The 23767-nt window shown below is 48.7% G+C and carries 21 protein-coding genes; all 21 read right to left on the bottom strand.

The features are described from left to right. The 21 genes from LQV63_RS02275 to rimO all read right to left on the bottom strand — a co-directional run bounded on the left by LQV63_RS02275 (position 1) and on the right by rimO (position 23570). Entirely contained in the window at positions 1–612 is a 612-nt protein-coding gene (locus LQV63_RS02275) for a hypothetical protein (protein ID WP_019425078.1), read from the bottom strand. Further along, positions 609–1778, bottom strand: a complete 1170-nt coding sequence (pilM, locus tag LQV63_RS02270; protein ID WP_233695477.1) for a type IV pilus biogenesis protein PilM — start codon at positions 1776–1778, stop codon at positions 609–611. The genes LQV63_RS02275 and pilM overlap by 4 nt, the downstream gene beginning before the upstream one ends. An 11-nt stretch (positions 1779–1789) precedes the next feature. Then, positions 1790–2560, bottom strand: coding sequence for a prepilin peptidase (locus tag LQV63_RS02265; RefSeq protein ID WP_233695476.1), 771 nt, complete (start codon positions 2558–2560; stop codon positions 1790–1792). Positions 2561–2655: 95 nt separating this feature from the next. Next, complete coding sequence (locus tag LQV63_RS02260; RefSeq protein ID WP_233695475.1) at positions 2656–3042, bottom strand: type II secretion system protein; 387 nt, start codon at positions 3040–3042, stop codon at positions 2656–2658. A 109-nt stretch (positions 3043–3151) separates the two neighbouring features. Then, a complete protein-coding gene (locus tag LQV63_RS02255; RefSeq protein WP_233695474.1) occupies positions 3152–4363 on the bottom strand; it encodes a type II secretion system F family protein in 1212 nt (403 codons plus the stop codon). Between the two features lie 42 nt (positions 4364–4405). Continuing rightward, the gene (locus LQV63_RS02250; RefSeq protein ID WP_019425073.1) at positions 4406–5479 is read right to left on the bottom strand and encodes a type IV pilus twitching motility protein PilT; all 1074 of its coding nucleotides are present in this window, start codon (positions 5477–5479) and stop codon (positions 4406–4408) included. Further along, entirely contained in the window at positions 5480–7177 is a 1698-nt protein-coding gene (locus tag LQV63_RS02245) for a GspE/PulE family protein (protein ID WP_019425072.1), read from the bottom strand. Positions 7178–7774: 597 nt separating this feature from the next. Next, on the bottom strand, positions 7775–8254 hold the full coding sequence (locus LQV63_RS02240) for a RicAFT regulatory complex protein RicA family protein (protein ID WP_233695473.1): 480 nt from the start codon (positions 8252–8254) through the stop codon (positions 7775–7777). Positions 8255–8341: 87 nt separating this feature from the next. Next, positions 8342–9895, bottom strand: a complete 1554-nt coding sequence (gene miaB / locus LQV63_RS02235; RefSeq protein WP_233695472.1) for a tRNA (N6-isopentenyl adenosine(37)-C2)-methylthiotransferase MiaB — start codon at positions 9893–9895, stop codon at positions 8342–8344. 278 nt (positions 9896–10173) lie between these two features. Further along, a complete protein-coding gene (gene pduL, locus LQV63_RS02230) occupies positions 10174–10743 on the bottom strand; it encodes a phosphate propanoyltransferase (protein ID WP_019425069.1) in 570 nt (189 codons plus the stop codon). 114 nt (positions 10744–10857) lie between these two features. Then, entirely contained in the window at positions 10858–11724 is an 867-nt protein-coding gene (locus LQV63_RS02225) for a 2-oxoacid:ferredoxin oxidoreductase subunit beta (RefSeq protein WP_019425068.1), read from the bottom strand. A 1-nt stretch (position 11725) separates the two neighbouring features. Beyond that, positions 11726–13459 carry a 2-oxoacid:acceptor oxidoreductase subunit alpha gene (locus LQV63_RS02220; protein WP_233695471.1) on the bottom strand — a complete coding sequence of 578 codons (1734 nt, stop codon included), beginning with the start codon at positions 13457–13459 and terminating at the stop codon, positions 11726–11728. 207 nt (positions 13460–13666) lie between these two features. After that, positions 13667–14626: a dipeptidase gene (locus tag LQV63_RS02215; protein ID WP_233695470.1), complete on the bottom strand. Its 960-nt coding sequence runs from the start codon at positions 14624–14626 to the stop codon at positions 13667–13669. A gap of 180 nt (positions 14627–14806) precedes the next feature. After that, positions 14807–15067: a stage V sporulation protein S gene (locus tag LQV63_RS02210; protein WP_006286829.1), complete on the bottom strand. Its 261-nt coding sequence runs from the start codon at positions 15065–15067 to the stop codon at positions 14807–14809. A gap of 138 nt (positions 15068–15205) precedes the next feature. After that, positions 15206–16000, bottom strand: a complete 795-nt coding sequence (locus LQV63_RS02205) for a TIGR00282 family metallophosphoesterase (RefSeq protein WP_019425065.1) — start codon at positions 15998–16000, stop codon at positions 15206–15208. 71 nt (positions 16001–16071) lie between these two features. Beyond that, positions 16072–17619: a ribonuclease Y gene (gene rny, locus LQV63_RS02200; RefSeq protein WP_019425064.1), complete on the bottom strand. Its 1548-nt coding sequence runs from the start codon at positions 17617–17619 to the stop codon at positions 16072–16074. 300 nt (positions 17620–17919) lie between these two features. Next, on the bottom strand, positions 17920–18603 hold the full coding sequence (locus LQV63_RS02195) for a regulatory protein RecX (RefSeq protein WP_233695469.1): 684 nt from the start codon (positions 18601–18603) through the stop codon (positions 17920–17922). Between the two features lie 176 nt (positions 18604–18779). Next, a complete protein-coding gene (gene recA, locus LQV63_RS02190) occupies positions 18780–19832 on the bottom strand; it encodes a recombinase RecA (RefSeq protein WP_325175839.1) in 1053 nt (350 codons plus the stop codon). A gap of 254 nt (positions 19833–20086) precedes the next feature. Then, complete coding sequence (locus LQV63_RS02185) at positions 20087–21343, bottom strand: competence/damage-inducible protein A (RefSeq protein WP_019425061.1); 1257 nt, start codon at positions 21341–21343, stop codon at positions 20087–20089. 323 nt (positions 21344–21666) lie between these two features. Beyond that, positions 21667–22245, bottom strand: a complete 579-nt coding sequence (gene pgsA, locus LQV63_RS02180) for a CDP-diacylglycerol--glycerol-3-phosphate 3-phosphatidyltransferase (protein ID WP_019425060.1) — start codon at positions 22243–22245, stop codon at positions 21667–21669. Next, positions 22242–23570 (bottom strand): 30S ribosomal protein S12 methylthiotransferase RimO, encoded by a 1329-nt coding sequence (gene rimO / locus LQV63_RS02175; RefSeq protein ID WP_233695468.1) that lies wholly within the window; start codon positions 23568–23570, stop codon positions 22242–22244. Before rimO ends, pgsA begins: the two co-directional genes overlap by 4 nt. Between the last annotated feature and the right edge of the window lie 197 nt (positions 23571–23767).

Raw genomic sequence — 23767 nt, 5'->3', positions numbered from 1 at the left:
TCACTTCGTCGCCTCCCTCATGCCGCGCGGCCGTAACGTGACGATATAATCCACTTCCAATAACGGCGGCTCCACATTGGTTCCTTGCTCGGTATTGCCTGACCATTGCTGGAATTGTACGGACTGCACCTCATCCATTGACTGCAAAAGAGATAGATAAGCCGCGACAGCATCCGCATCGCGAGCAATGAATGACATGTTGATGATATCAGTCCTGCCATCTGCGGTGGATTCCGCGTCAGCTCGCTTCCAGTTCATCATATCTGGCATCGCATCAGTCAACCGATTCCACATGCTTCCCCAGTCGAGCCGCTCTGCTTTCAATGCATTAGATTGACCTGTCAATTGTGTGAAAAATACTGTAGCAGGGGCCGGCTCCTTCTGCAGTCGCGCCTCGGCAATCTGACTGCTCAGCCGGTTCATATCCGCCTTCATGCGTTCGGTCCCTTGGCTATATTGAATGGAGGCGAACGTCAGCAACGCAGCTGCAACGACCATCACACCGATGCCGGACCATAAATAGAGCAGGAAACGCTGTTCGAGACGCGGACGAATCGGCAGCAAGTTAATATGCTCTGGATGAATGGGCGCCGTATTGTGCATCAGGTTCATACGCCCCCTCCTCTACACGCCAAGCTAACTGGAACTGCAAATGGATAAAGAGGATCATCCAGCTCCGTCGTTAACGCGTCCGTTTCCTCCATCATCCTGACTGGCATGTCCAGCTTCCGTTCCAGCACTGAATATATTGCTTTTAAGCCGTCCGTATCCCCGCAAATGAACACGAACTGGATCGATTCACTCTCCTGCTGGGATGAATAACGGTAAAAATCTATTAACCGCTCCAATTCCATTGCCAACTCATCGCACACCGATTCATATATCTCCGTTTCATTCATCATCGTCCCAGACAAGTACGATACTCTGCTTCCGCTCATCGATATGGAGGCGGATATGTTAATGGATAAGCTCCTCGTCAGACGCAGCTGCCCGCGATGGAAGAGAAAGATATCCGTATGCATCGCATGTATGCTAGCCGTAACATATGTACGGGCATCGTCTACCTGCGGGAGGCGCGGCAGCAATCGATGCAACGCCAATGGCTTGATGTCGAAGACGCGCGGCACTAGCTTGGCAGCTTCCATCGCATCGCGGTACCGAATCATCTCCGATTTCGGCACAGCTACCAACAATACATCGCTGCGCACCGTTAATTCGACATGAGGCTGATCACGGTGCGAGGGCCTGCGCAACCCGCTTCGGAGCCTGCTCCATAACGTGGTCATGCGCCGTTCTGTTACGACTGCAGCCGCAGCTTCATCGTGAGCATTGCCGACTGCCAGAACTGGATCCAACTCCAATTCATCCTCTTCTTTTTTTCGTTCAATCGGAGATTGCGGATAAGACACAATATCATAAATCGGATCGGCGAACGGCAACCGAGTTCGCAGCTCAAGCTCCATATCAATCATTTTTTTCAGCTCCGATTTCACGACAGACGGCAGCTGATAATGCCGAATCAACACAAAAGCGCTTGGAATGCCGAAAATTACCTCGCGCGACTGAAAACCAGCTTCCTCCCATAGCTCTAAGATGGCTGCCGTCAAGAGCTCCGGATGAATGACGCGTCCTTCCACGACGATCCCTGCTGACAGCGGCATCCGTTTTGCCTGCACAACTTGGATTTCCGACGGCTGTTCAATAATTTCAGCAGCCTGCAGCCACGTATCGTTAATCTCCAGCCCTACTCTTCTATTGCTGTTCCTACGCAGCTTCATACGCACACCTCCTATGCAGCAACGATATATTGAAGCATCGCATGCAGAAACTCTTCCCCGTACAAATAGGCCCACCATGCGCCTACAGCAATGAATGGCGCGAACGGCAAAGAACGGTCTTTGCCGAAGGCAGGCTTGAAGCATAGAAGTACACAGCCGTACAATAGCCCCAGCACACTCGCTGTAAACAGCGACAACAGCGCTGAAGCTAGACCGAGCACCATCCCAATGAATAGATATAGCTTAATATCCCCTCCGCCCATTCCACCGTTGCTTGCGATAGCAAGCACAAGAAGCAGCCCCGAGCATACAACGGCAGCGAGCGCATAATTCCACCATGGCAGCGGGTGAATGAAGCAGCGCATGAATACCCCGAGTCCCATCCCCCATATAAGAATGCGGTTCGGGATGATACGCCAATCCATATCGGTCACCGCGACTGCAATTAGGACCGAACTAAGCAGTGCTCCGACAATGGCTTCCCCGCTCCACGGCATGTTCCAGGCTACGACGGCGAAGGCGGCACCCGTCAACAGCTCCACCAACGGATAGCGCGCCGCGATCGGCATACCGCAAGAGCGGCAGCGTCCCCGTAGGATAATGTAGCTGATGACCGGGATCAGATCGTACGGCCGCACCTGCTCCCCACAGTGGGGGCAACGCGAAGGCGGAGCCACGACAGATTCCCCACGCGGCACCCGGTAAGCGACGACGTTAAGAAAGCTGCCGATGCAGAGCCCAAGCAGGGCGAAGCTAACGACCCACAATGCCATTTCCATCATCGTTCCCCCTAAGGAAAAGGTAACTCTTGCGAGTTACCTTTTGTCATTTTGATGACTTTTGGGACAGCCCTTTTCTTTTTTTGTAAAATTCATGTTTACTCTACTGTGAAATTGAGCTTAGCTGTGTTTCCCGATTCTCGCGAAATTACAACTTTTGTATATGGCTTATTCTCTTTGGATTTTTTAGGTTCTGTTTTTAAATATCCTGCATTAAGCATTTCTTTAACTTGAACTTCAAGCGTGCCTGTGTCAGGAACATTCAAATTCTTTTCCAATACGTATCGTTCAGCAGCTTCAATTAAAATTTTCTCTGATGTTGCGTCTGAACCATCTCTTGCCTTATCGAACTGACCGATAATAACGACTGATGCAATCCCGATGATAATCCCCAGAATAACGATAACCGCCAGCAGCTCGATCAGCGTCATCCCCTTTTCGTTCCGAGCGGCCTTCACCCGCTCCTGTACCCATGTCATACTCATGATTTACCTTTCCCCTCTCTAGAAAAATGATATATGTTTTACTTCCGTAAAACCGCTATAATTTTTGTGGAAGGTCCCCTGTTTGAACTTGCACCTTTAGGAATACTGATTACCTCAGATTGTCCATCAGCTTGAACGACGGCAGCATAACCGCCAGCACGATGAAGCCGACAACTACAGCAAGCACGACAATCATGAGCGGCTCAAGCATTGCCTTCAAGCGATCCGACATCGTTTCCACGTCGCGCTCGTAAAAATCGGCGACCTTCTCCATCATCTCATCCAAATTACCTGTCCGTTCCCCGACAGCCATCATCTGCACCAGCATCGGGGGAAACCAAGCATGCTCACTGAACGTTTCCGTCAACGACTGCCCGCTCTTGATATCTTCTCGCGCATCACGTATGATGCGGCCGTACACTTCATTGCCAGTGACACGAGCCGCAATGGTCAGCGTGTCGACAATCGGTATCGCTGCGCCGAAGAGCGAAGCGAACGTTCGGGTGAACCGCGCCAGCGCTTGCTTCTGCTGTAGCGTGCCGAACACCGGCATGCGCAGCTTTGCCATGTCCCAAGGGTACTTCAAGCGCGGCAGCTTCTTCAGGAACATCCATAAAAACGGAAGCAGCGCCATGACCGGAATGACAATATAACTGTAGTGCTGCATGAACTCGCTCACTGCCATCACAATCCGGGTCGGCAGCGGCAGCTCGATGTCCATCGTCGTGAAGCTGTATACGAGCTTCGGAATGACGAATATCATTAATACCGTAACGACGACGATGGTCATGATGAGCATAATGATCGGATATATCATGGCTGATTTTACTTTTTCGCGTGTTTGGTGCTCCTTCTCATAGAAGACGGCCAATCGCTCCAACATCTCGTCCAGCTTTCCCGATGCTTCGCCAGCCTTTACCATGTTAACGAACATTTGGCTAAATACGCCTGGGTATCGTTCGGCAGCTTGTGACAACGACGTGCCCGACTCCAAATCCTCGAGCACTTGCTGCAGCACCTCGCCGAACGGCTTATTGCCCGTCTGCTCAGCAAGGATGCGAATGGATTCCGCCAGCGGGATACCGGCACGCACCATCGTGGCGAACTGCCGGCAGAATACAGTCATCTCCCCTACCTTCACACGCGGTCCACCAAGAGCAATATCGCGATGCAGCCAATGACCTTTGCGATCCTCAAGCTTCGTAACCCACCAGTTCCTTGCTTGCAGCTGCTCCGCAGCTTGCTTCTTCGTCGACGTCTTCACGACGCCGCGCCGGAACACACCGTATTCATCAATCGCCTGGAAATGAAAATCAGGCATCGTTAACAACCTCATTTCACCCAAATATATAAGCGCTTTAATTTAGTGTTCGCCTCGAACCGCTTCTCCAAGTTCTGCGCCTCTATCGATATCCGGCTGCACCGCATCATAAGCTATGAGTCCGCTGGCCGCCGCGTCTGCAAACGCTTGGGAAAAGGTAATCATACCGTTGGCTCGGCTCGTCAGCATAATACCGGGCAATTGATGTGTCCTGCCCGAGCGGATGCAGTGCGCCACTGCTGGAATATTGACCAGCAATTCGAATATGCCTGTCATCCCCTTCTCATACTGTCTTCGCACCAGACGCTGCGCCACTACGCCAACGAGCACCGACGCCAATTGCGAGCGGATATGCTGCTGCGTCTCGCCTGGAAAGCTGTCGATGAGCCGATCGATAGCCATGGCGGCATTGGACGTATGCAGAGTTCCGAATACGAGATGCCCCGTCTCTGCAGCACTCAGGGCTGTCGAGATAGTGTCATTGTCCCTCATTTCTCCTATGACGATAATGTCTGGATCCTGCCGTAGCGCAGCACGCAAGCCATCATAAAACGTAGGCGTGTCAATTCCAATTTCCCTTTGATGAACAAGACCTTTTTGGGAGCGATGCACCTTTTCCACCGGATCCTCCAGCGTCACAATATGGAGCGGCTTCGTCCGATTCAATTCGTTCACAAAAGCACCCAGCGTAGTCGACTTCCCGCTGCCCGTCGGACCAACGACAAGCACAAGTCCTTGCTTCTGTTGAATAAGCTGTCGCGTGATTTCTGGCAGTCCCAACGAATCGATGGAGGCCGCCTTGCTATGAACGATCCGGGCCGCAAGACATGGATTTCCTTGCATGCGATACACATGCAGACGGATGCGAACAGCCTCGCTGTGCTGGATTGCGGCATCCACATCCCCCCGGATGACGAATTGCTTCCATTGCTGCTGCGACAATAACCCTTCACACAGCTCGGTACAGTCCGTTCCAGTCAGAATGCGGTTCCCCATCACCTGCAATTCGCCCATCACGCGCATCATCGGGGGCATATCAGGTGACAGATGCATGTCGGACGCTTCCTTGGCCACTGCGATTGCAAGCCACTCGGACCAATGCTTTAAAATGCTCATTTAGTTCTGCATACCCCTTTCCTGCCGTTCTTCATCCGTCGGGCTCGCTACGCGGAACACCTCGCTAATCGTCGTTAGACCATCTGCCGCTTTGCGCAGACCATCCTCGAATAGAGAGGCAAAGTTCTGCTCGGCAGCCGCCGCACGGTATTCACTATCCGGACGTTTATTCATGGTGAGCATCCGCAGCTTATCATCCATCGTCAGCACCTCATGAATGGCCAGTCTTCCCCGATATCCGGTCCGTGAGCATGTTTCGCACCCTTCGCCGCGTCGCAACCCATCGACTGGCAAGTTATATCGTCCTAACCACTCGCACTCTTCCAATGCAGGTCTATATGGCCGCGCACAGTGCGGGCAGACCTTCCGCACGAGCCTTTGCCCGGCGACACAGAGCAGAGATGAGGAGACAAGATACGGCTCTACCCCCATATCCATCAATCGTGTCATCGTATTAACAGCGCTGTTCGTATGTAAGGTGCTCAGTACAAGATGCCCGGTCATCGCCGCTCGAATGGCGATTTCTGCCGTTTCCAGATCGCGAATCTCTCCGACCATAATAATATTCGGATCTTGACGCAACATCGCCCTTAACCCGCGGGCAAAGGTCATCCCAATTGCCGCGTTGACTTGCACCTGATTGATTCCCGGCAGCTGATATTCGACCGGATCTTCAATCGTCATAACATTGATGCCCTCGTGATAAAGCTGAGATAGCGCCGCATATAAAGTTGTTGATTTGCCGCTGCCGGTCGGTCCGGTCAGCAGTACAATGCCATATGTCGATTGTATTGCTTGCTGAAATTGAGTTAAATTATGTGGGGTGAAACCGAGCTGTTCCAACCCGGTCAGGCCGTGGTGCTGATTGAGCAACCGCATGACGACTTTCTCGCCATGGATCGTAGGAAGAGTAGAGACGCGAACGTCCCATTGAGCATGATCGTGGAGCCATTCGAACCGGCCGTCCTGAGGCAAACGGCGTTCAGTCAAGTTCAAGTCGGCCAAAATTTTGATTCGGGCTACAATAACATTCTGCATATGCTTAGGAAGCGTCCGCTCGGTACGAAGCACGCCATCTACACGATAACGAATTACTAGTTCATCATCTTGAGAATCGAGGTGAATATCGCTCGCCCGCATATTAACTGCCTGTGTAATTAATTGATTTACCGTTCTGACAACTGGGGATTGCTCGTCTTCGAGTTGGGCGGATAATGATTCTTCCTCATGCATCTGCAGCTGCTGCAGCATTTCGTCCACCGATTCCTGCATTCCGTAATAACGCCGAATCGTGCGCGCAAGCTCCTCTCGCGAGGCAATTGTCGGTTCAATCCGGTATCCGGTGGCAAGACGCAACTCTTCAAGAGCATAATAATCCAACGGATCCTCCATAGCTACGATGAGCTTCGACCCGTCAATTCGCAAAGGAAGAACCCGGTATTGTTCGGCAAGACGCTGCGAAATGAGATCAATGGCTTGCTGATCGATCTGTTGGCGGTATAGCTGGATGTGAGGAATCCCTAATTGGAATTCCAACACTTCGATTAACTGCTGCTCATTAATGAAACCTTCCGACAGCAAAATATCTCCTAAACGACCTTTCCGCTTCGCTTGCTCCGCCAAAGCATGTTGCAATTGGGTAGGTGTAATGAGACCGACGTCGACCAATAATTCTCCGATTCGCTTGCGCTGCTTCATGAGTCACCTCGTACAGAGTATTGATGACTATTTCCTGCCTCAAATATGTAATACTATATACCTATAACGATAAGCGCTTAAACTTTTTCTTAGTGCTATATAACCATACCCTATTCCCATTGTCAATATATCCCACATATATATTTTAAATTTGTCTCACATTTGACAACTGTTATCCATAACACTGTCGATTTCGTTCAATAAATTGTCATTATCTCTTTCCTATGTTCATAAATCGACTACTTGCTCTGGATAACTGCCAGTATAATCAGTCGTTTCATGGTATGGCATACGAAAAAGCAGGGCTTTTCTTTATCCTAGACGTTTTCCTTCCTGACAGTATGGGAGAATGGAGCTAAGGGCATTGTACGAAAGACTGGCAGTATGTTTCGTTTGAATGAAAGCGTAATGCTATCAGTCTGAATGAAGGGGAGAGTACGGCAAGGGATGAAACAGGCATATCTTCTCCGCGATGGGGAAAGGGACGACTCCCAGATGAAAAGATCTTCCGCTATGACTTTTATATATTCTATATTGCAAAATAAAAAACAAAAAAACCAGCACCGCTCTGGTGCTGGTTCCTACATTGTGCAGACCTTAGTCACTGCATGTCTCCGGATCCTCTGGTGTTGCCGCCTCTACATTAATTTTATCCGACACCGTATCTCGAATGACGGACATAATGAGCTGCAACAAGTAGTTTACATCGCTCTGACTCTGTTGAAATTCAACAACGAGCGGAATGTTATCCAGCTCATCTTGAAGCGAATTGATCTCCGTTTCAATTTTGTCTACCATTTGCTCGTTCTTGAACGATTTGAAAGCGACGATTTCCTTCTGCTTCTTCTTGATGAGGGGGATGAGCTCCTGCACACGCTTATGCTGTTGAACCAGCTTCTCTGCCTGCTGATAATGCTGCACTTCGTCAGTTGTGCATATCAATTCGGCCATTTGTTTGGCCTTTGCCATAATATCATCGCGCACGAGTAAATCGCGCGTATTGAACGAAGGTATACCGCAGCCCGTCTGATGGGCTTGATGCGAGTCTTGCGGCGAAGATTGTGATTGTTGCGACAATGAGAACCTCTCCCATCTATTCGAACTAGTGTATTGGAAAATGTATCAAGCATCCTCTGTTCATTGTAACCTAAAAAGAGGAAAATTTTAAGAACTTATTTGCATCGGTTCTGTGACAAGCTCGCCTTTAATGTAAAATGTCATGACATCATACACCTTGACGTTGACGAATTGGCCAATCAATTCCTTCGATCCTGCGAAATGAACGAGCTTGTTCGTGCGCGTACGGCCGGATAAAATGTCCGAATTGTTCTTGCTTTCGCCTTCGACGAGCACTTCCACCGTTTCGCCAAGCAGCTTTTCATTGCTCTTGCGGCTAAGCTGTTTCATCAATTCATTTAATCGCTGCAATCTGGCCTTCTTCACATCCATCGGAACGTTATCTTCCATTCCGGCTGCTGGTGTTCCTTCACGCGGGGAATAGATGAACGTAAAGGCAAAGTCGAATTCCACTTCCTTCACCAGCGACATGGTCTCTTCAAATTGCTCGTCGCTTTCTCCAGGGAAACCGACGATAATATCCGTCGACAGCACAACGTCAGGAATGGCCTTTTTAATTTTCCCGGCCAGATCCAAAAACAGTTCACGATCATACTTGCGGCTCATTTTCTTCAATATTTCGCTGCTCCCGGACTGTACCGGCAGATGGATATGTTCCACCAAATTGCCGCGTTTCGCCAACACTTCCACCAGATGATCATCGAAATCTCGTGGATGGGAAGTCGTGAATCGAATCCGTGGAATGTCAACCTTGCGAATGTCATCCATCAGATCCCCGAACGTATATTTCATATCTGTAAAATCTTTGCCGTATGCATTGACGTTCTGTCCCAGCAAAGTAATCTCTTTAAAGCCTTGACGGGCAAGCTCACGCACTTCCGCGATCACGTCCTCAGGACGGCGGCTGCGCTCCTTCCCCCGGGTATAGGGAACGATGCAGTATGTGCAGAACTTATCACATCCGTACATAATGTTCACCCAGCCGCGCATGCCTTCGCGCTTCTTCGGAAGATTCTCGATGATGTCGCCTTCTTTCGACCACACTTCGACAACCATTTCCTTATTGAACAAAGCGTCGCGCACTAAATAAGGAAGACGGTGTATATTGTGCGTGCCGAAAATAATATCGACAAAATGATGCTTTTGCATGATGCGGTTGACTACATTTTCTTCCTGCGACATGCAGCCGCATACCCCAAGCACGAGGCCCGGCTTTTCCAGCTTCAATGTCTTTAAATGTCCCAGCTCACCGAATACTTTATCCTCCGCATTTTCTCGAATCGCGCAGGTGTTCAGCAAAATGATATCCGCTCGCTTTCTTTCATCGGTCTTCTCATACCCCATCTGTTCGAGCAATCCGCTCATCGTTTCGGAGTCGTGCTCGTTCATCTGACAGCCGAACGTATAGATTAGATATTTCTTCCCGTTCCCGAGACCTTGCAACTCTTCCGCGACTGCATTGTCGTAATGAACTTGAATATCTTGCTTGCCGCGCTGCTTCTCTTCACGTTGGTTTGGCTCCGAAATAATGTTGATTTCACGACCATTTATACGGATGCGTTTACCGTGTTCATCTTCGGAAATAACTTTTGCGTTCGAGAAATCAAAATATTTGGAGTAATCCTTCGACTTTTTGCTCATGTCGGCCACTCCCTCTTCTTGGTTTGTGATAGTATATTCCTCTTATTCATTCTCTGTATAATTCGTAATTTTGTAAGGTAGTAGCTAAAAAAGCATTACTTCAAATTATACCATTAGGGGAATTGAACATCAATTCTGTGATATGCAGAATCTCTTTTTGACAGCAATGTCGTTAAGCATTGAACGCTCCCGATATCATCATATTAAAAAAAATGCAGCAAGTCCGGAGTGGACATGCTGCATTCTCTGATGTGACCTATTGTAAAGTTATGCGTGAATTAGTCAATGATCTCCGCAGTGTCGCCGTTCTTGACGCCCGCTGCGTTTGCTTCATCCGTATCGATGTGCATATCAAGCGCGAAGTTCGCAGATACGCGTGCGACAACGTTATCGAATACGACACCACGTTCGCCACCTACAGCAACGCGGAGCTTCTGTTTGTCTTGAATGCCATATTTTTCAGCGTCTGATGTATGAAAGTGAATATGACGAGCTGCGACGATAACGCCATCTTGCAATTCCACTTCTCCTGCAGGCCCTTTGACCAAGATGCCTGGAGTTCCATTAATATCGCCGGATTCGCGCACAGGAGCTTTCACACCGATAGCGAAGGAATCCGTACGGGAAATTTCCAATTGAGAAGCCGGGCGTGCCGGTCCCAAAATACGTACTTTATTAAAGGATCCTTTCGGTCCGATAACTTCAACGGTTTCATTTGCAGCAAATTGTCCCGGTTGAGACAACGGCTTAAATTCCGTCAATTGATACCCAGGTCCAAATAATGCTTCAACATGTTCTTGGGTTAAATGAATATGGCGAGCAGATACGCCAACGGGTACAGTTTTCATTTCTCATCCACCTCACGTATGTGTTCTCTCTAGCTAGTACCAACTCATATTATACTACTTATACTAGAAAAATAAACAAGACATGCGTCAATTGACGCATGTCTTTTTCAACAATTATTTGAATTCTGCCACCAATTTCTCGAAATCGGTAGGCGAAATTTGCAAATTTTGCTTGGCGAGCGGTTCCGGACGGAAGCCCACCACCTGGTTCTCATAACTCTTTCTTGTCTTATCCTGATATATAAGTCCTGTAATCATCCCGCCGGATTCCATCAGCTTCGTCATGGCCATGATGCGGTTCGAAGAGTCATAGTTCTCTACCGTATTCAGGTTGATGATATTCTCCTTGAACCAATCATACGTATTAATTTTGTTGAAGGTAACACATGGGCTAAATACGTTAATAAATGAGAAGCCTTCATGCTTGATCCCTTCTTCAATCAGTGACGTTAGTTGTTTCAAATCGCTGGAGAACGACTGGGCAACGAAGGTTGCTCCGGATGCCATCGCAATTTCTAATGGTGAAAGCGTCGATTCGATAGCGCCTTCCGGCGTACTCTTTGTCTTGAAGCCCACTGCGCTCCGCGGAGACGTCTGTCCTTTGGTCAAGCCGTAAATCTGGTTGTCCATTACGATGTACGTAATATTCACGTTTCGACGAATCGCATGCACCGTATGCCCCATCCCGATGGCGAAGCCGTCTCCGTCACCGCCGGAAGCGATAACCGTCAAATCACGGTTGGCCAGCTTCAAGCCTTGAGCTATTGGAAGTGCGCGGCCATGGATGCTATGAAAGCCGTATGCGTTAATATATCCAGATATCCGTCCGGAGCATCCGATACCGGATACGACCGCTAATTGTTCAGGCTCTAAGCCGACGTTGGCCGCTGCGCGTTGAATGGCCGCTTGTATCGAGAAATCACCGCAGCCCGGGCACCAATTCGGCTTCACATTGTTGCGGAACTCTTTAAACGTAGCCATTCTAGACCAACTCCTTGCTTTGTTTGTACAATTCCGAAGGCAGGAACGGCGTGCCATCGTATTTGTTAATACGGCGCGTCTTCTCGCCGAACCCGACATTCAGCTTGATTTGATCCGCCAATTGACCGGTCGCATTGTTCTCGATAACGACGATTGCTTGCGCTCGTTCCGCGTGCGGTGCGAACAAATCCGCTGGGAACGGATAGATTTGACGGACCGTAATATGATTCGTCTTGATGCCCTCGGCTTCAAGCTTTGTCCGCGCTTCATCAATCGTTCCTCCTGTGGAACCCATGCCAACCAAGAGCAAATCTGGCTGTTCATGGGGTGCGTCTACATGGATTGCATTCGTGATGTGCAGACCGTTCAATTTATTCAGCCGTTTGTCCATCATATTTTTGCGGTTAACCGAACTTTCCGACGGACGTCCCGTTTCGTCATGCTCAACGCCTGTTACGTGATGCAGTCCGCCCTTCTCTCCTGGGATTACGCGAGGAGAAATGCCGTCTTCGGTGAGCTCGTAACGCTTGAATTGTTTATGCTCTTCTAACGGAGGCAAGTCATTGACCAGCTTGCCGCGGTCGATGACGATTTGCTCGTAGTCCAGCATTTCACAGGACTGCTTGCCGAGAGAGAGCTGAAGATCCGTCAAGACGATGACCGGAACTTGATATTTCTCAGTTAAATTAAACGCTTCGATCATATCGTAGAAACATTCTTCAATCGAACTCGGTGCGATTACAATCTTCGGAATTTCACCGTGTGTCGCATAGATCATAGCGTTCAAGTCGCTCTGTTCTTGCTTCGTCGGAAGACCTGTGCTTGGACCCCCGCGCTGGGTGTTGACAATTACGATTGGCGTTTCCGTCATGCCAGCTAAGCCGATAGCTTCCGTCTTCAACGATAACCCCGGTCCGGCAGACGCTGTCATAGCCCGCACACCGCCATAGTTCGCCCCAATTGCCATCGTTATAGCAGCAATCTCATCCTCTGTCTGAATGACTGTACCACCGAACTTCGGCAGACGTTTAATCAAATATTCCATTATTTCAGACGCTGGCGTAATCGGATAGGCCGCCATAATCCGGCAACCGGCAGCCAACGCGCCCAAACCCATTGCATCGTTGCCGATCATGAACAGCTTCTGCTTACCATCTGCCGGCCCCAATTGGAACTCGTTCAGCGGTCCGCCTGCTTGCTCCAGCACAAATTCTGCGCCACGGCGCGCCGCTTCCACGTTCTTCTCGACGACAGCCGGACCTTTCCGTCCGAATTCTTCTTCAAGCGCTTGGTTAAATACTTCGAGCGGCAACCCAAGCAATCCCCACGAAGCGCCGGAAGCGACCATATTTTTCATCAGTGAGGCGCCCAGTTCTTCTGCGATCGCCGTAATCGGAACCGCGAACAACCGCGCATCGTTTCCTTCTGGAACGACCGGGTTAAATTTCGCGTCCGCTACAATGACGCCTCCAGAACGCAGCTCATGAACGTTCAAATCGATTGATTCTTGGTCGAATGCGACCAAAATATCCAAGTCGTCCGAAATCGCTCTAATCGGCTTCGTGCTGATGCGGATTTTATTGTTCGTATGTCCACCCTTAATACGGGAAGAAAAATGACGATAGCCGTACAAATAATAACCAAGACGATTTAATGCCGTCGAGAAAATACGGTCCGTACTTTCTACGCCTTCCCCTTGCTGACCCCCGATTTTCCAAGACAATTGACTAATCAAGCTCGCCCACTCCTTTTGAAAGGTGACTCGCGCTTGCATCCTCATAGATGCACACCAAAGTTCGATAAAATGTAACAAGTAAAAAAATAGTAATGGTTGAGTCATTCTCATTCTATGTCCGAGTGTAGGAAAAAGCAAGCGTTTTCCCCGTTGTCCACGATAGCAACTTTCGATGGATATGATACCTTTGCGAGATGAATATTTGTCTTATTCATCTCGCAAAGGTAGATTTGTCTTCAAAAATTGCAATGCATTAGTGTGAGCGATCTGCTTGACAAATGTCGACGAATATCTTTTATCCAATTGTTCCAGCAGATGAGCGTATTGTCCTGAATGCTCCAATTTGTCAATTTTCCGGTCAATACCGTCAAAGTCAGACCCGAACATCACGTGTTTTTCGCCACCTAGCTCACAGATGTGGTCAATATGCCGAATTAAATCATCAATCGTTACCGTTTCTCCATCCTTAATAAAATAAGGCACGAACGTTATGCCGATACGCCCGTTACGTTCAATAATTGCTTGAATCTGCTTGTCTTTCAAATTACGAGGATGCTCGAGTATATGTGCTGCATTAGAATGAGAGGCAAATATCGGCCGTTCCGTCAGATCAAGCAGCTCCCAAAATCCGTTCTCATTCAAGTGCGACACATCAATCATCAGCCCCAGCCGGTCGCATTCACGAATGAACTGCCGTCCTTTGCTCGTAAACCCGCCCTGACGCGGCTCAAGCGTCCCGTCAACCGCCCAATTGGCATGGTTCCACGTTAACCCGACAAAACGCGCACCCAGCTCGTAGGCCGTACGCACGTAGACCATATCCCCTTCCAAGCCCTCTACACCTTCTAGCGACAAGAGCGTCCCAATACTATCGGCATCTTGCTCCCATCGTTCAACATCTTCACGATAACGTATGTATTCAACTCCTGGCAAAGCATTGATTCGTTCACGCAGCAAATCAATGCAGCGCAGCACCTGTGAAAAGCGAGGCGGACCGGATAGAAGCGAATCTTCCAGAAACAGCGCAAACGCCTGCATACCTACTCCGCCCTGGCGCATTCGCGGCAACGTTACATCCAGCCCCTCCTCACGGTCAAAATGAATGCTGCCTTGGTAGAGCATTTTGTACAGTACGTCACAATGAAAATCGATAACTCGGTGATTCATCCATCTCTCATCCTTTCATAGGCATGTGCAGCTCTTATCGGTGGACAATGCCTCGTTACGCCCGTCCGACTAAGCGCCGAGTTTATTACAGGCTGGCTCGTCTCATTCAGCAAAGTAAAAAAACCTGCTTACATCGTAAACAGGCTAAGAAAGTCCCCCGGTCATTTCCATGTCTTCACACTATCTAGGCTCTACAATTAACTTAATTGCCGTCCGATCTTCACCGTCAATGACAATATCCGTGAATGCAGGTATGCAAATCAAATCCACACCACTTGGTGCGACGAATCCCCGTGCAATCGCGACCGCTTTAATCGCTTGATTCAAGGCCCCGGCACCGATTGCCTGCAGTTCGGCTGCTCCCCGTTCGCGCAAAACCCCTGCTAACGCTCCAGCTACCGAATTTGGATTGGACTTTGCTGAAACCTTTAATACTTCCATGGAAAGTACCTCCTCGGGAATGTTAGGGTTAGACTCCAATACTACAACATATTCGAGAAACTCCCAAAAATTCCTTCTATCTCATCCTTCACTCCCATTCCTCTGTAAACAAAAAAAAGACGTCCGAAAAACGAACGTCTAGCTCATAATCCAATCGTCCTCGCGAACGCGCACCTTTTCCATTTTAACGGCTTGCCCCGTCGCTTCGTCGATGTCCACAACTACTGCATGGAACTGCCATTTACCTTCATCGACGACGAACCGAACCGGCAGCTGCGTCTTGAACTTGCGCAGCACCGCTTCTCGCTCCATGCCAAGCACGCCTTCCTTGGAACCGACCATGCCCACATCCGTCAAGTATGCTGTGCCTTGCGGCAGAATGGTGTCATCATTCGTCTGCACATGCGTGTGCGTGCCGACGACGAGCGATGCGCGCCCGTCCAAATGCCAGCCCATCGCAATCTTCTCGGACGTAGCTTCCGCATGGAAATCTACGAGCACTGCTTTGCGCTTTTTGCCAAGCGACTCGATAATCTCATCCGCTTTCCGGAAGGGACAATCGATGGCCGGCAGGAATGTGCGTCCTTGCAGGTTGATGATGACTAATTCTTTGCCGTTCACTTTGATGGATGCATACCCCCGCCCCGGCGTACCCGGTGGGAAGTTGGCTGGCCGCACCAAGCGCTTCTCGTCATCGATCCATTCGAAAATATCTTTGTTATCCCACGTATGGTTGCCCATCGTAAATCCATGAATGCCTAGATCGGCGAACTCTTTAATTATTGCAGCTGTTACGCCGCGTCCGCCTGCAGCATTTTCCGCATTGGCGATAATGATGTGAGGATTATATTTCTGTTTGAGTGACGGAAGGAGCAGCTTGACCGCTTTACGTCCCGTATTCCCTACAATATCACCAATAAACATCACTTTCATGTTGAACAAGGTCCTCCTTAAAAGGGAGAAGTGGCCACTAGGGCCACTTCTCCTAATCCCATATATCCATGTTATTTCGCATATTCCACAGCGCGGGTTTCACGAATAACCGTTACTTTAATATGACCCGGATAGTCTAACTCGCCCTCAATCTTCTTCGTAATATCTCGAGCGAGGCGGTAGGCTTCCGCATCATCGATCTTATCCGGCTGGACCATGACACGAACTTCGCGTCCGGCTTGGATAGCGTACGATTTCTCCACGCCTTCGAACGACTCTGAAATATCTTCCAATTTCTCCAGACGTTTGATGTACGTTTCGAGTGTTTCCCTACGCGCGCCCGGTCTTGCTGCTGAGAGGGCATCCGCCGCTCCGACCAGCATGGCAATGACGGAAGTTGCTTCACAATCGCCGTGATGAGATGCGATGCTGTTGATGACTACTGGATGTTCTTTATACTTTTTCGCCAACTCTACGCCGATTTCGACGTGAGATCCTTCCACTTCGTGATCCAACGCTTTTCCGATGTCATGCAACAATCCGGCACGTTTCGCCAATGTCACATCTTCGCCGAGCTCTCCTGCCATCAAACCAGCAAGATAAGCTACTTCCATGGAATGCTTGAGCACGTTCTGACCGTAGCTCGTACGGAATTTCAGACGGCCCAAAATCTTGATTAAATCAGGATGCAAGCCGTGTACGCCAACTTCGAACGTTGCCTGTTCCCCATATTCGCGTATCCGTTCGTCCACTTCCTTGCGCGATTTTTCCACCATCTCTTCGATACGCGCTGGATGAATACGTCCGTCGGCAACGAGCTTTTCAAGCGAAGTCCGTGCGATTTCACGACGGATTGGGTCAAACCCGGACAAAATGACTGCTTCTGGCGTATCGTCAATAATGAGATCGATACCCGTCAACGTTTCGAGCGCACGGATATTGCGTCCTTCCCGTCCGATGATGCGTCCCTTCATCTCTTCGTTCGGCAACGCAACAACGGAAACGGTCGTTTCCGCCACATGATCCGCGGCACAGCGTTGAATAGCCAGCGTAATAATTTCGCGTGAACGCTTGTCCGCTTCTTCTCGCGCTTGCTGCTCGATTTCTTTAATCATTTGTGCCGTTTCATGACGCACTTCCTGTTCCACATTCGTCAAGATGATGCTTCTTGCATCTTCCATGCTCAGGTTCGAAATGCGTTCCAATTCAGAAACTTGCTGCTGACAAATACGATCGATCTGCTCTTGTGTCTCTTCGATTCGTTTCTCTTTGTTAGCCACTTGTTCTTCTTTACGTTCCAGCGATTCTAACTTTTTATCCAACGACTCTTCTTTTTGAAGTAAGCGTCTCTCCAGACGTTGAATTTCGTTCCGACGTTCGCGGATATCTTTCTCCGCTTCGGTGCGAAGTTTATGGATGTCGTCTTTTGCTTCAAGCACCGTTTCTTTCTTCAGTGCCTCAGCTTCTTTGCGCGCGCTATCCATAATTTGCTCCGCGGCGTGCTCGGCACTCGTTATTTTCGCTTCCGCAAGCGATTTGCGAATCAGGTATCCGATTCCAAACCCCAAGAACAATGCAGCCACAACGAGAACGATCGCGAGCCAAATGTTAATCTCCATTGCCTCACCTCCCCGTTGGTTGCTCCAAGCACTGCTTGGGTCAGGTTTCATTTTCGATTGTTCACATGTTCCATATTCTTAATTAAGCTAGGTGACCGGCGTCTTTACGCCGGCGAAGGTGATGCTTCCGCATACACCGGCGCCGCCCAAAGGCGACAATCGGAAATCTTCAAAATTGGCGAAATGAATCATTAGAAATCAATTTTTGGAAGGGGAAATTGATTTCGTGATAATAAAGATACATGTTCATTTTATTATTCATGAAAAGATATTGTCAAGCAAATGCCGCAAGCTGACACTTTACTCTCCTTCTTCCCCATCCCAGACTTCGTTTTCTGCTTCCTGTTCATCCGCTGCTTGGTAAGCGGCACGCCTGGCTATATCCATTGGGTATCCTCTTCTGGCCAAAAAAGCCGCCACCTTCTGTTTGCGAAGATGAAGTTCACCCTTGGTTTGCCGCCATTTCTTGCGGGCAGCCTGCATAGCGCTCTCCCATTCCTGTTCGGGCTCTATCGCCTCTATTGCGGAACTGATATGCTGCTCGTGAACGCCCTTCTGCTTCAACTCGTGCTGTATCCAGCGACGACCCTTCATATGACGGGTGACCCGTTGATTCGTCCATTGGTGCGCATAAGCCTGATCATCGACCAGCCACTCCTGCTCCAGCCGATCCAGCACCTCTTGGATGATACCCTCTTCATAGCCCTTCTGAGCCAGGTTACGGGCCAGTTCCATCCGGGTTCTAGGTTTGCGTTGCAAATACTTGATCGATTGAACGTAGGCCTTATTCCCTTCGTCTGCACGCAATATCTCGTCCAAGGAGTCCAGAGATAGCTCCGTACCTTTCAACAGGCGATATTTAATCATCACTGCCTCATGTACGTTGAGCGGTGAAGCTTGATCCAAATGAATAATATATCGTCCTGCCTGCTTCTCGTCACGCTCGACCCGCACGATGGATACGATACGTTCCTTATCGCTCACAGTACTCTCCTCCATCCGTGTTCATTTCGCTCTTTCTTCCCCCAATGAATACACGGTATCTTTACTATACCGCAGCAGTGCCGTTATGACCAAACAAAATAAATAAGCATCGCAAAGTATGTACAAAAACAAGCACCTTCAACAAACTTGAAGGTGCTTGTCCATAACAGTTATGATTACTCTTCTACTTCCAGTTCAAGTGCTTCATCTTCTTCTTCGTTCGAAGCATTCTGTGGAATTGTCGTCGATAAATTGCTGGCATCACGAATCTTTTTCTCAATGACTTCTGAAATGTCGCGATGCTCCTTCAAGAATTGCTTCGCATTCTCGCGGCCCTGGCCTAAGCGCTCACTGTCATAGGAGTACCACGCACCGCTCTTCTGAATAATATCCAATTCCGTACCGATATCGACGATGCTGCCTTCGCGGGAAATACCCTCTCCATACATAATATCGATATCCGCTTGCTTAAACGGAGGCGCAACTTTATTCTTCACAACCTTAATGCGCGTACGGTTACCGATCATATCATTCCCTTGCTTGATCGTCTCTACACGGCGCACATCCAGACGCACACTAGAATAGAACTTCAGCGCGCGACCACCCGGAGTCGTCTCTGGGTTACCGAACATTACGCCGACCTTCTCGCGCAACTGGTTAATGAATATAGCAATCGTCTTGGACTTACTGATGGCACCGGATAATTTACGCAAAGCTTGAGACATCAAGCGTGCTTGCAAGCCGACATGAGAGTCCCCCATCTCGCCTTCGATCTCTGCCTTCGGTACGAGTGCAGCAACAGAGTCAATAACGACAATATCGACAGCACCGCTGCGCACGAGCGCTTCGGCGATTTCAAGTGCTTGCTCTCCTGTATCCGGCTGAGACAGAAGCAACTCATCAATGTTAACGCCCAACTTACTTGCATACAACGGGTCCAAAGCATGTTCCGCATCGATGAATGCAGCTTGTCCACCTGACTTCTGCACTTCAGCAATAGCATGTAGTGCAACCGTCGTCTTACCAGAAGATTCTGGTCCGTATACTTCAACAACACGGCCTCGTGGCAGTCCACCTATACCTAATGCTATATCTAATGCTAACGATCCGCTCGAAACGATCTCAACTTGCATATGAGTGGATTCGCCGAGTTTCATAATCGAACCTTTACCGAATTGTTTCTCAATTTGACGCAATGCCATTTCTAATGCAGCGCGGCGATCTGACACAAACTCACTTCCTTCATTCGTTTGTTTGATAAATATATCATACCGTGTTTTGATCGGTTTGCCAAGCATTTTTTCGAACATACATTCGTTTATTTTGCGAAAAACCACCCCCAAATCCCTTTTATTAACATTTTGTACAACGTGAAATAGTAGCAATGCGCAAAAAAAAACCGCAACAAAGTAAGATGACTTTGTTACGGTTCCTCCGTTAACTATTAATTTAATTATAAGCTATGCCACAACGAAAGTAAAGTTTATCCATGTCCTTGCAATTTCCGCCATAAGCGGTACATTACGGCGTTCACCGTTCTAATTCGGATCGTGTCGCGATCCCCGCTCAAGCGGAGCTCTTCGACATGCGTATCCTTGCCCTTTTCTCCGATTGCAATATAGACAAGACCTACCGGTTTACGTTCTGAATGGCCTGGCCCGGCAACCCCTGTAATTGCAACCGTGAAATCCGTGTCCGCAATGTCCTGCATGCCCTCAACCATCGCTTTGGCCGCTTCAGAACTAACCGCTCCCGGAGCGCTTTCCCCTTCTAACAGCTCATGGGGCACACCGAGAATCCGTTCCTTCATTTCGTTGGAATACGTTACGGCTCCACCAAGAAACACTTGTGAGCTTCCCGGAACTGACGTCATCATCTCCGCAAATAAGCCTCCTGTACAGCTTTCCGCAGCAGACAACGTCATTTGATGCTGAATGAGATGGTTGACGAGCACCTCGTTCATCGATACGTCTTCTGCTGCATACAGATGCTGACCGAGACGATTCGTGATTTCCGTTTCTACTTCTCCAAGCTTGCTTGCAGCCAGAGCTGCATCATCGCTCTTCGTCGCAAGACGAACGAGCACTTCACCTTCTTTGGCGTACGTCGCAATCGTTGTATCCCCCTGCGCCTCAATTAGATCACGAAGCGCATCCTCCAAGCTGGATTCACCGACGCCTGCAAATTTCAGCATACGCGTATACAGCGTCGATGCATCAAGCAATCCATTGTCTTTCATCCAAGGAATGACCTGTTCTGCAAACATCGGTTTCATTTCACGCGGAGGCCCGGGAAGCACAATATATGCCACACCTTCATGAACGATCGCATTCCCGATCGCCAAGCCAGTTCTGTTCGGAAGCACGTCCGCCCCTTCAATAACGAGCGCTTGGCGCTTATTGCTTTCTACCATCGGAGTACCGCGTCCGGCAAACATTTTCTCCATCTGGGTCAATGCATCCTCGTCATGATACAACTCGCTCCCCAGCAATTCAGCCAACACATCTTTCGTTATATCGTCCATCGTAGGTCCGAGTCCGCCTGTAAACAAAATGACATTCGAACGGCTTCGCGCCACTTCGATTGTGTGACGGAGCCGATCGGCATTATCGCCAACTACCGTCTGATAATAGACATCAACCCCAAGAAGAGCCAACTGCTGAGATAAATATTGTGCATTGGTGTTTACAATTTGCCCTAATAGCAGTTCCGTACCGACAGCAATCATTTCGGCTTTCATATAAGACACCATCCTTCATCTATATCTGTACCGCCATGCTTTCAATGTATGTAAATGCTAAATCCAACCTGTAAAGCCGCTGCAAGCTGCTTCATCATCCTGTCCGCGCCTTTCGTGTATCAATGAGTCATTTTATTCATGAAAAAACAATAGGCCTTCTTTCCTCGATCCACTCTACAGTCGATGTCGTAGAAAAAAGCGCCTATTGTTTAAAAGGCTGTCTCGCAAAGGTTGTTTAAAAAGTTCCCTTTTGATCACGATGTATCTCGAGAGGATAATTCGACATCGAATCTGTATTTAAACACGCACTTTACATTTTGCCGTTACGAAAAGTGAAGCACCTTTTTATTTTTCACGAAATAATCAATACCCGAATACACCGTGATCAACGCCGCAAGCCAAGTTGAGATGACATCGAACGGGAAATTAATAAACGCGAACGGGAAATTGTTCAATAACATAGCTACAATGGCTGTAATTTGTATGGCTGTCTTCCATTTGCCCCATTTGCTAGCCGCTACCACGGTCCCTTCCAACAGAGCAACCTGGCGCAAGCCCGTAACCGCAAATTCACGGCTAATAATGACGACGGCAATCCAAGCCTGACATTTGCCCATTTCCACGAGAGAAATCAGGACGGCAGCTACCAGAAGTTTGTCTGCTAGCGGATCTAGCAGCTTGCCGAGATTCGTAACCATCTTGCGTTTGCGCGCAATATAGCCGTCTAATCCATCCGTACTGGCTGCAATAATGAAGATTAACGCCGCAAATATCTGGTTGTATGTGATATAGAAGTCCTCAATTCGTATCGGTGGCAAGTAATCAAAGTTCACCAATAGAAAGAACATCATTATCGGCACGAGAAAAATGCGTGCTAACGTTATCTTATTCGCCAGATTCACGAGACACCCTCCCCGGCTAAATCGAATTCAAGAGCATGCGTAATCTTTACTTTCGTAATATCCCCAATGCTCAGTTGCGAATTGGAAATAAACACTTCACCGTCAATTTCAGGCGCGTCAAATTGCGAACGGCCGATATATACATCGTTGCGTCCGTCGTATCGTTCAACGAGCACCTCCACGATTTCGCCAATTCGCTTCTCACTCACCTGCTTCGACACTTCACGTTGAATTTCCATCAGCGTGTTCGCGCGCCACTCTTTGACTTCATCCGGCACATGATCCGGCAAGCGAGTCGCCGGCGTTGATTCTTCCGAAGAATAGGTGAACACGCCGAGACGGTCGAATTTCATTTCTCGGACGAAATTGCACAGTCCTTCAAAATCTTCATCGGTCTCTCCTGGGAAGCCGACAATAATCGATGTGCGCAAGGCAGCACTTGGAATGCGCTCGCGGATTTTGCGAACCAATTCACGTGAATCGCGTTGACGACCTGGACGGCGCATCCGTTTCAAAATATTGTCTTCACTATGCTGCAGCGGCATGTCGATATATTTGCAAATCTTCGGATTGCTCGCGATCGCTTCAATCAGTTCATCCGAGAAGAAGCCAGGGTAAGCATAATGCAGGCGGACCCATTCCACACCTGGAACTTCACTCACTTTATGCATTAATTCAGGCAGTTTAAACCCATCATACAAATCTACGCCGTAGTTTGTTGAATCCTGCGCAATTAGACTGAATTCTTTGACGCCTTGATCGGCCAACAGCTTCACTTCGGCTAAGATCGAATCCATCGTGCGGCTGCGGAATTTACCGCGCATAATCGGAATGCTGCAGAACGTGCAGTTATTGTCACAGCCTTCTGCAATCTTCACATAAGCCGTATATCTAGGCGTGGCTACCTTACGCGGCAAAATCCGATCATAATCAAATACCGGATTGCCAACTCGCACAGGCTTGCTTCCTTGGAGCGCTTCATCTACAATATCATTAATTTTATCGAAATCACCCGTTCCGACGATTCCGTCAATTTCCGGCATTTCTTCGAGCAGCTGCTCTTTATACCGCTGCGTTAAACAGCCAGACACGATGAGAGCTTTTAAATCAGCCGTCTCTTTCAAATCAGCCAAACTTAAAATGGTGTTTACCGATTCTTCCTTAGCGGCATCGATAAATCCACACGTATTTACGATAATGACGGTTGCGTCCTCTTCCTTCTCCACTAGCTCATATCCACGTTCGTGAATCAAACCGGACATAATTTCCGAGTCAACCAAGTTTTTGTCGCAGCCCAAAGTCACGATTTTAATCTTTTCTGTCATTTATACATCCCCCATAGCAAATTGCAGCTCATCCTGTTCGTTACGGCAACGAGTCGCTTTAATAACCATTGCTTCCCCATACGATTCTTTATATTTCTAGTCTAGCAACAATCACGCTTCTTTAAACCTATTTCTATCTCATCAAGTATAATACAGGGCTATCTTTCTAGTCAAAAACCAAAAAAAAGCCCAGCATC

The sequence above is a fragment of the Paenibacillus profundus genome (assembly GCF_021369635.1).
GTDB lineage: Bacteria > Bacillota > Bacilli > Paenibacillales > Paenibacillaceae > Paenibacillus_B > Paenibacillus_B profundus.
This window is presented reverse-complemented; position numbering and strand designations above follow the sequence as displayed.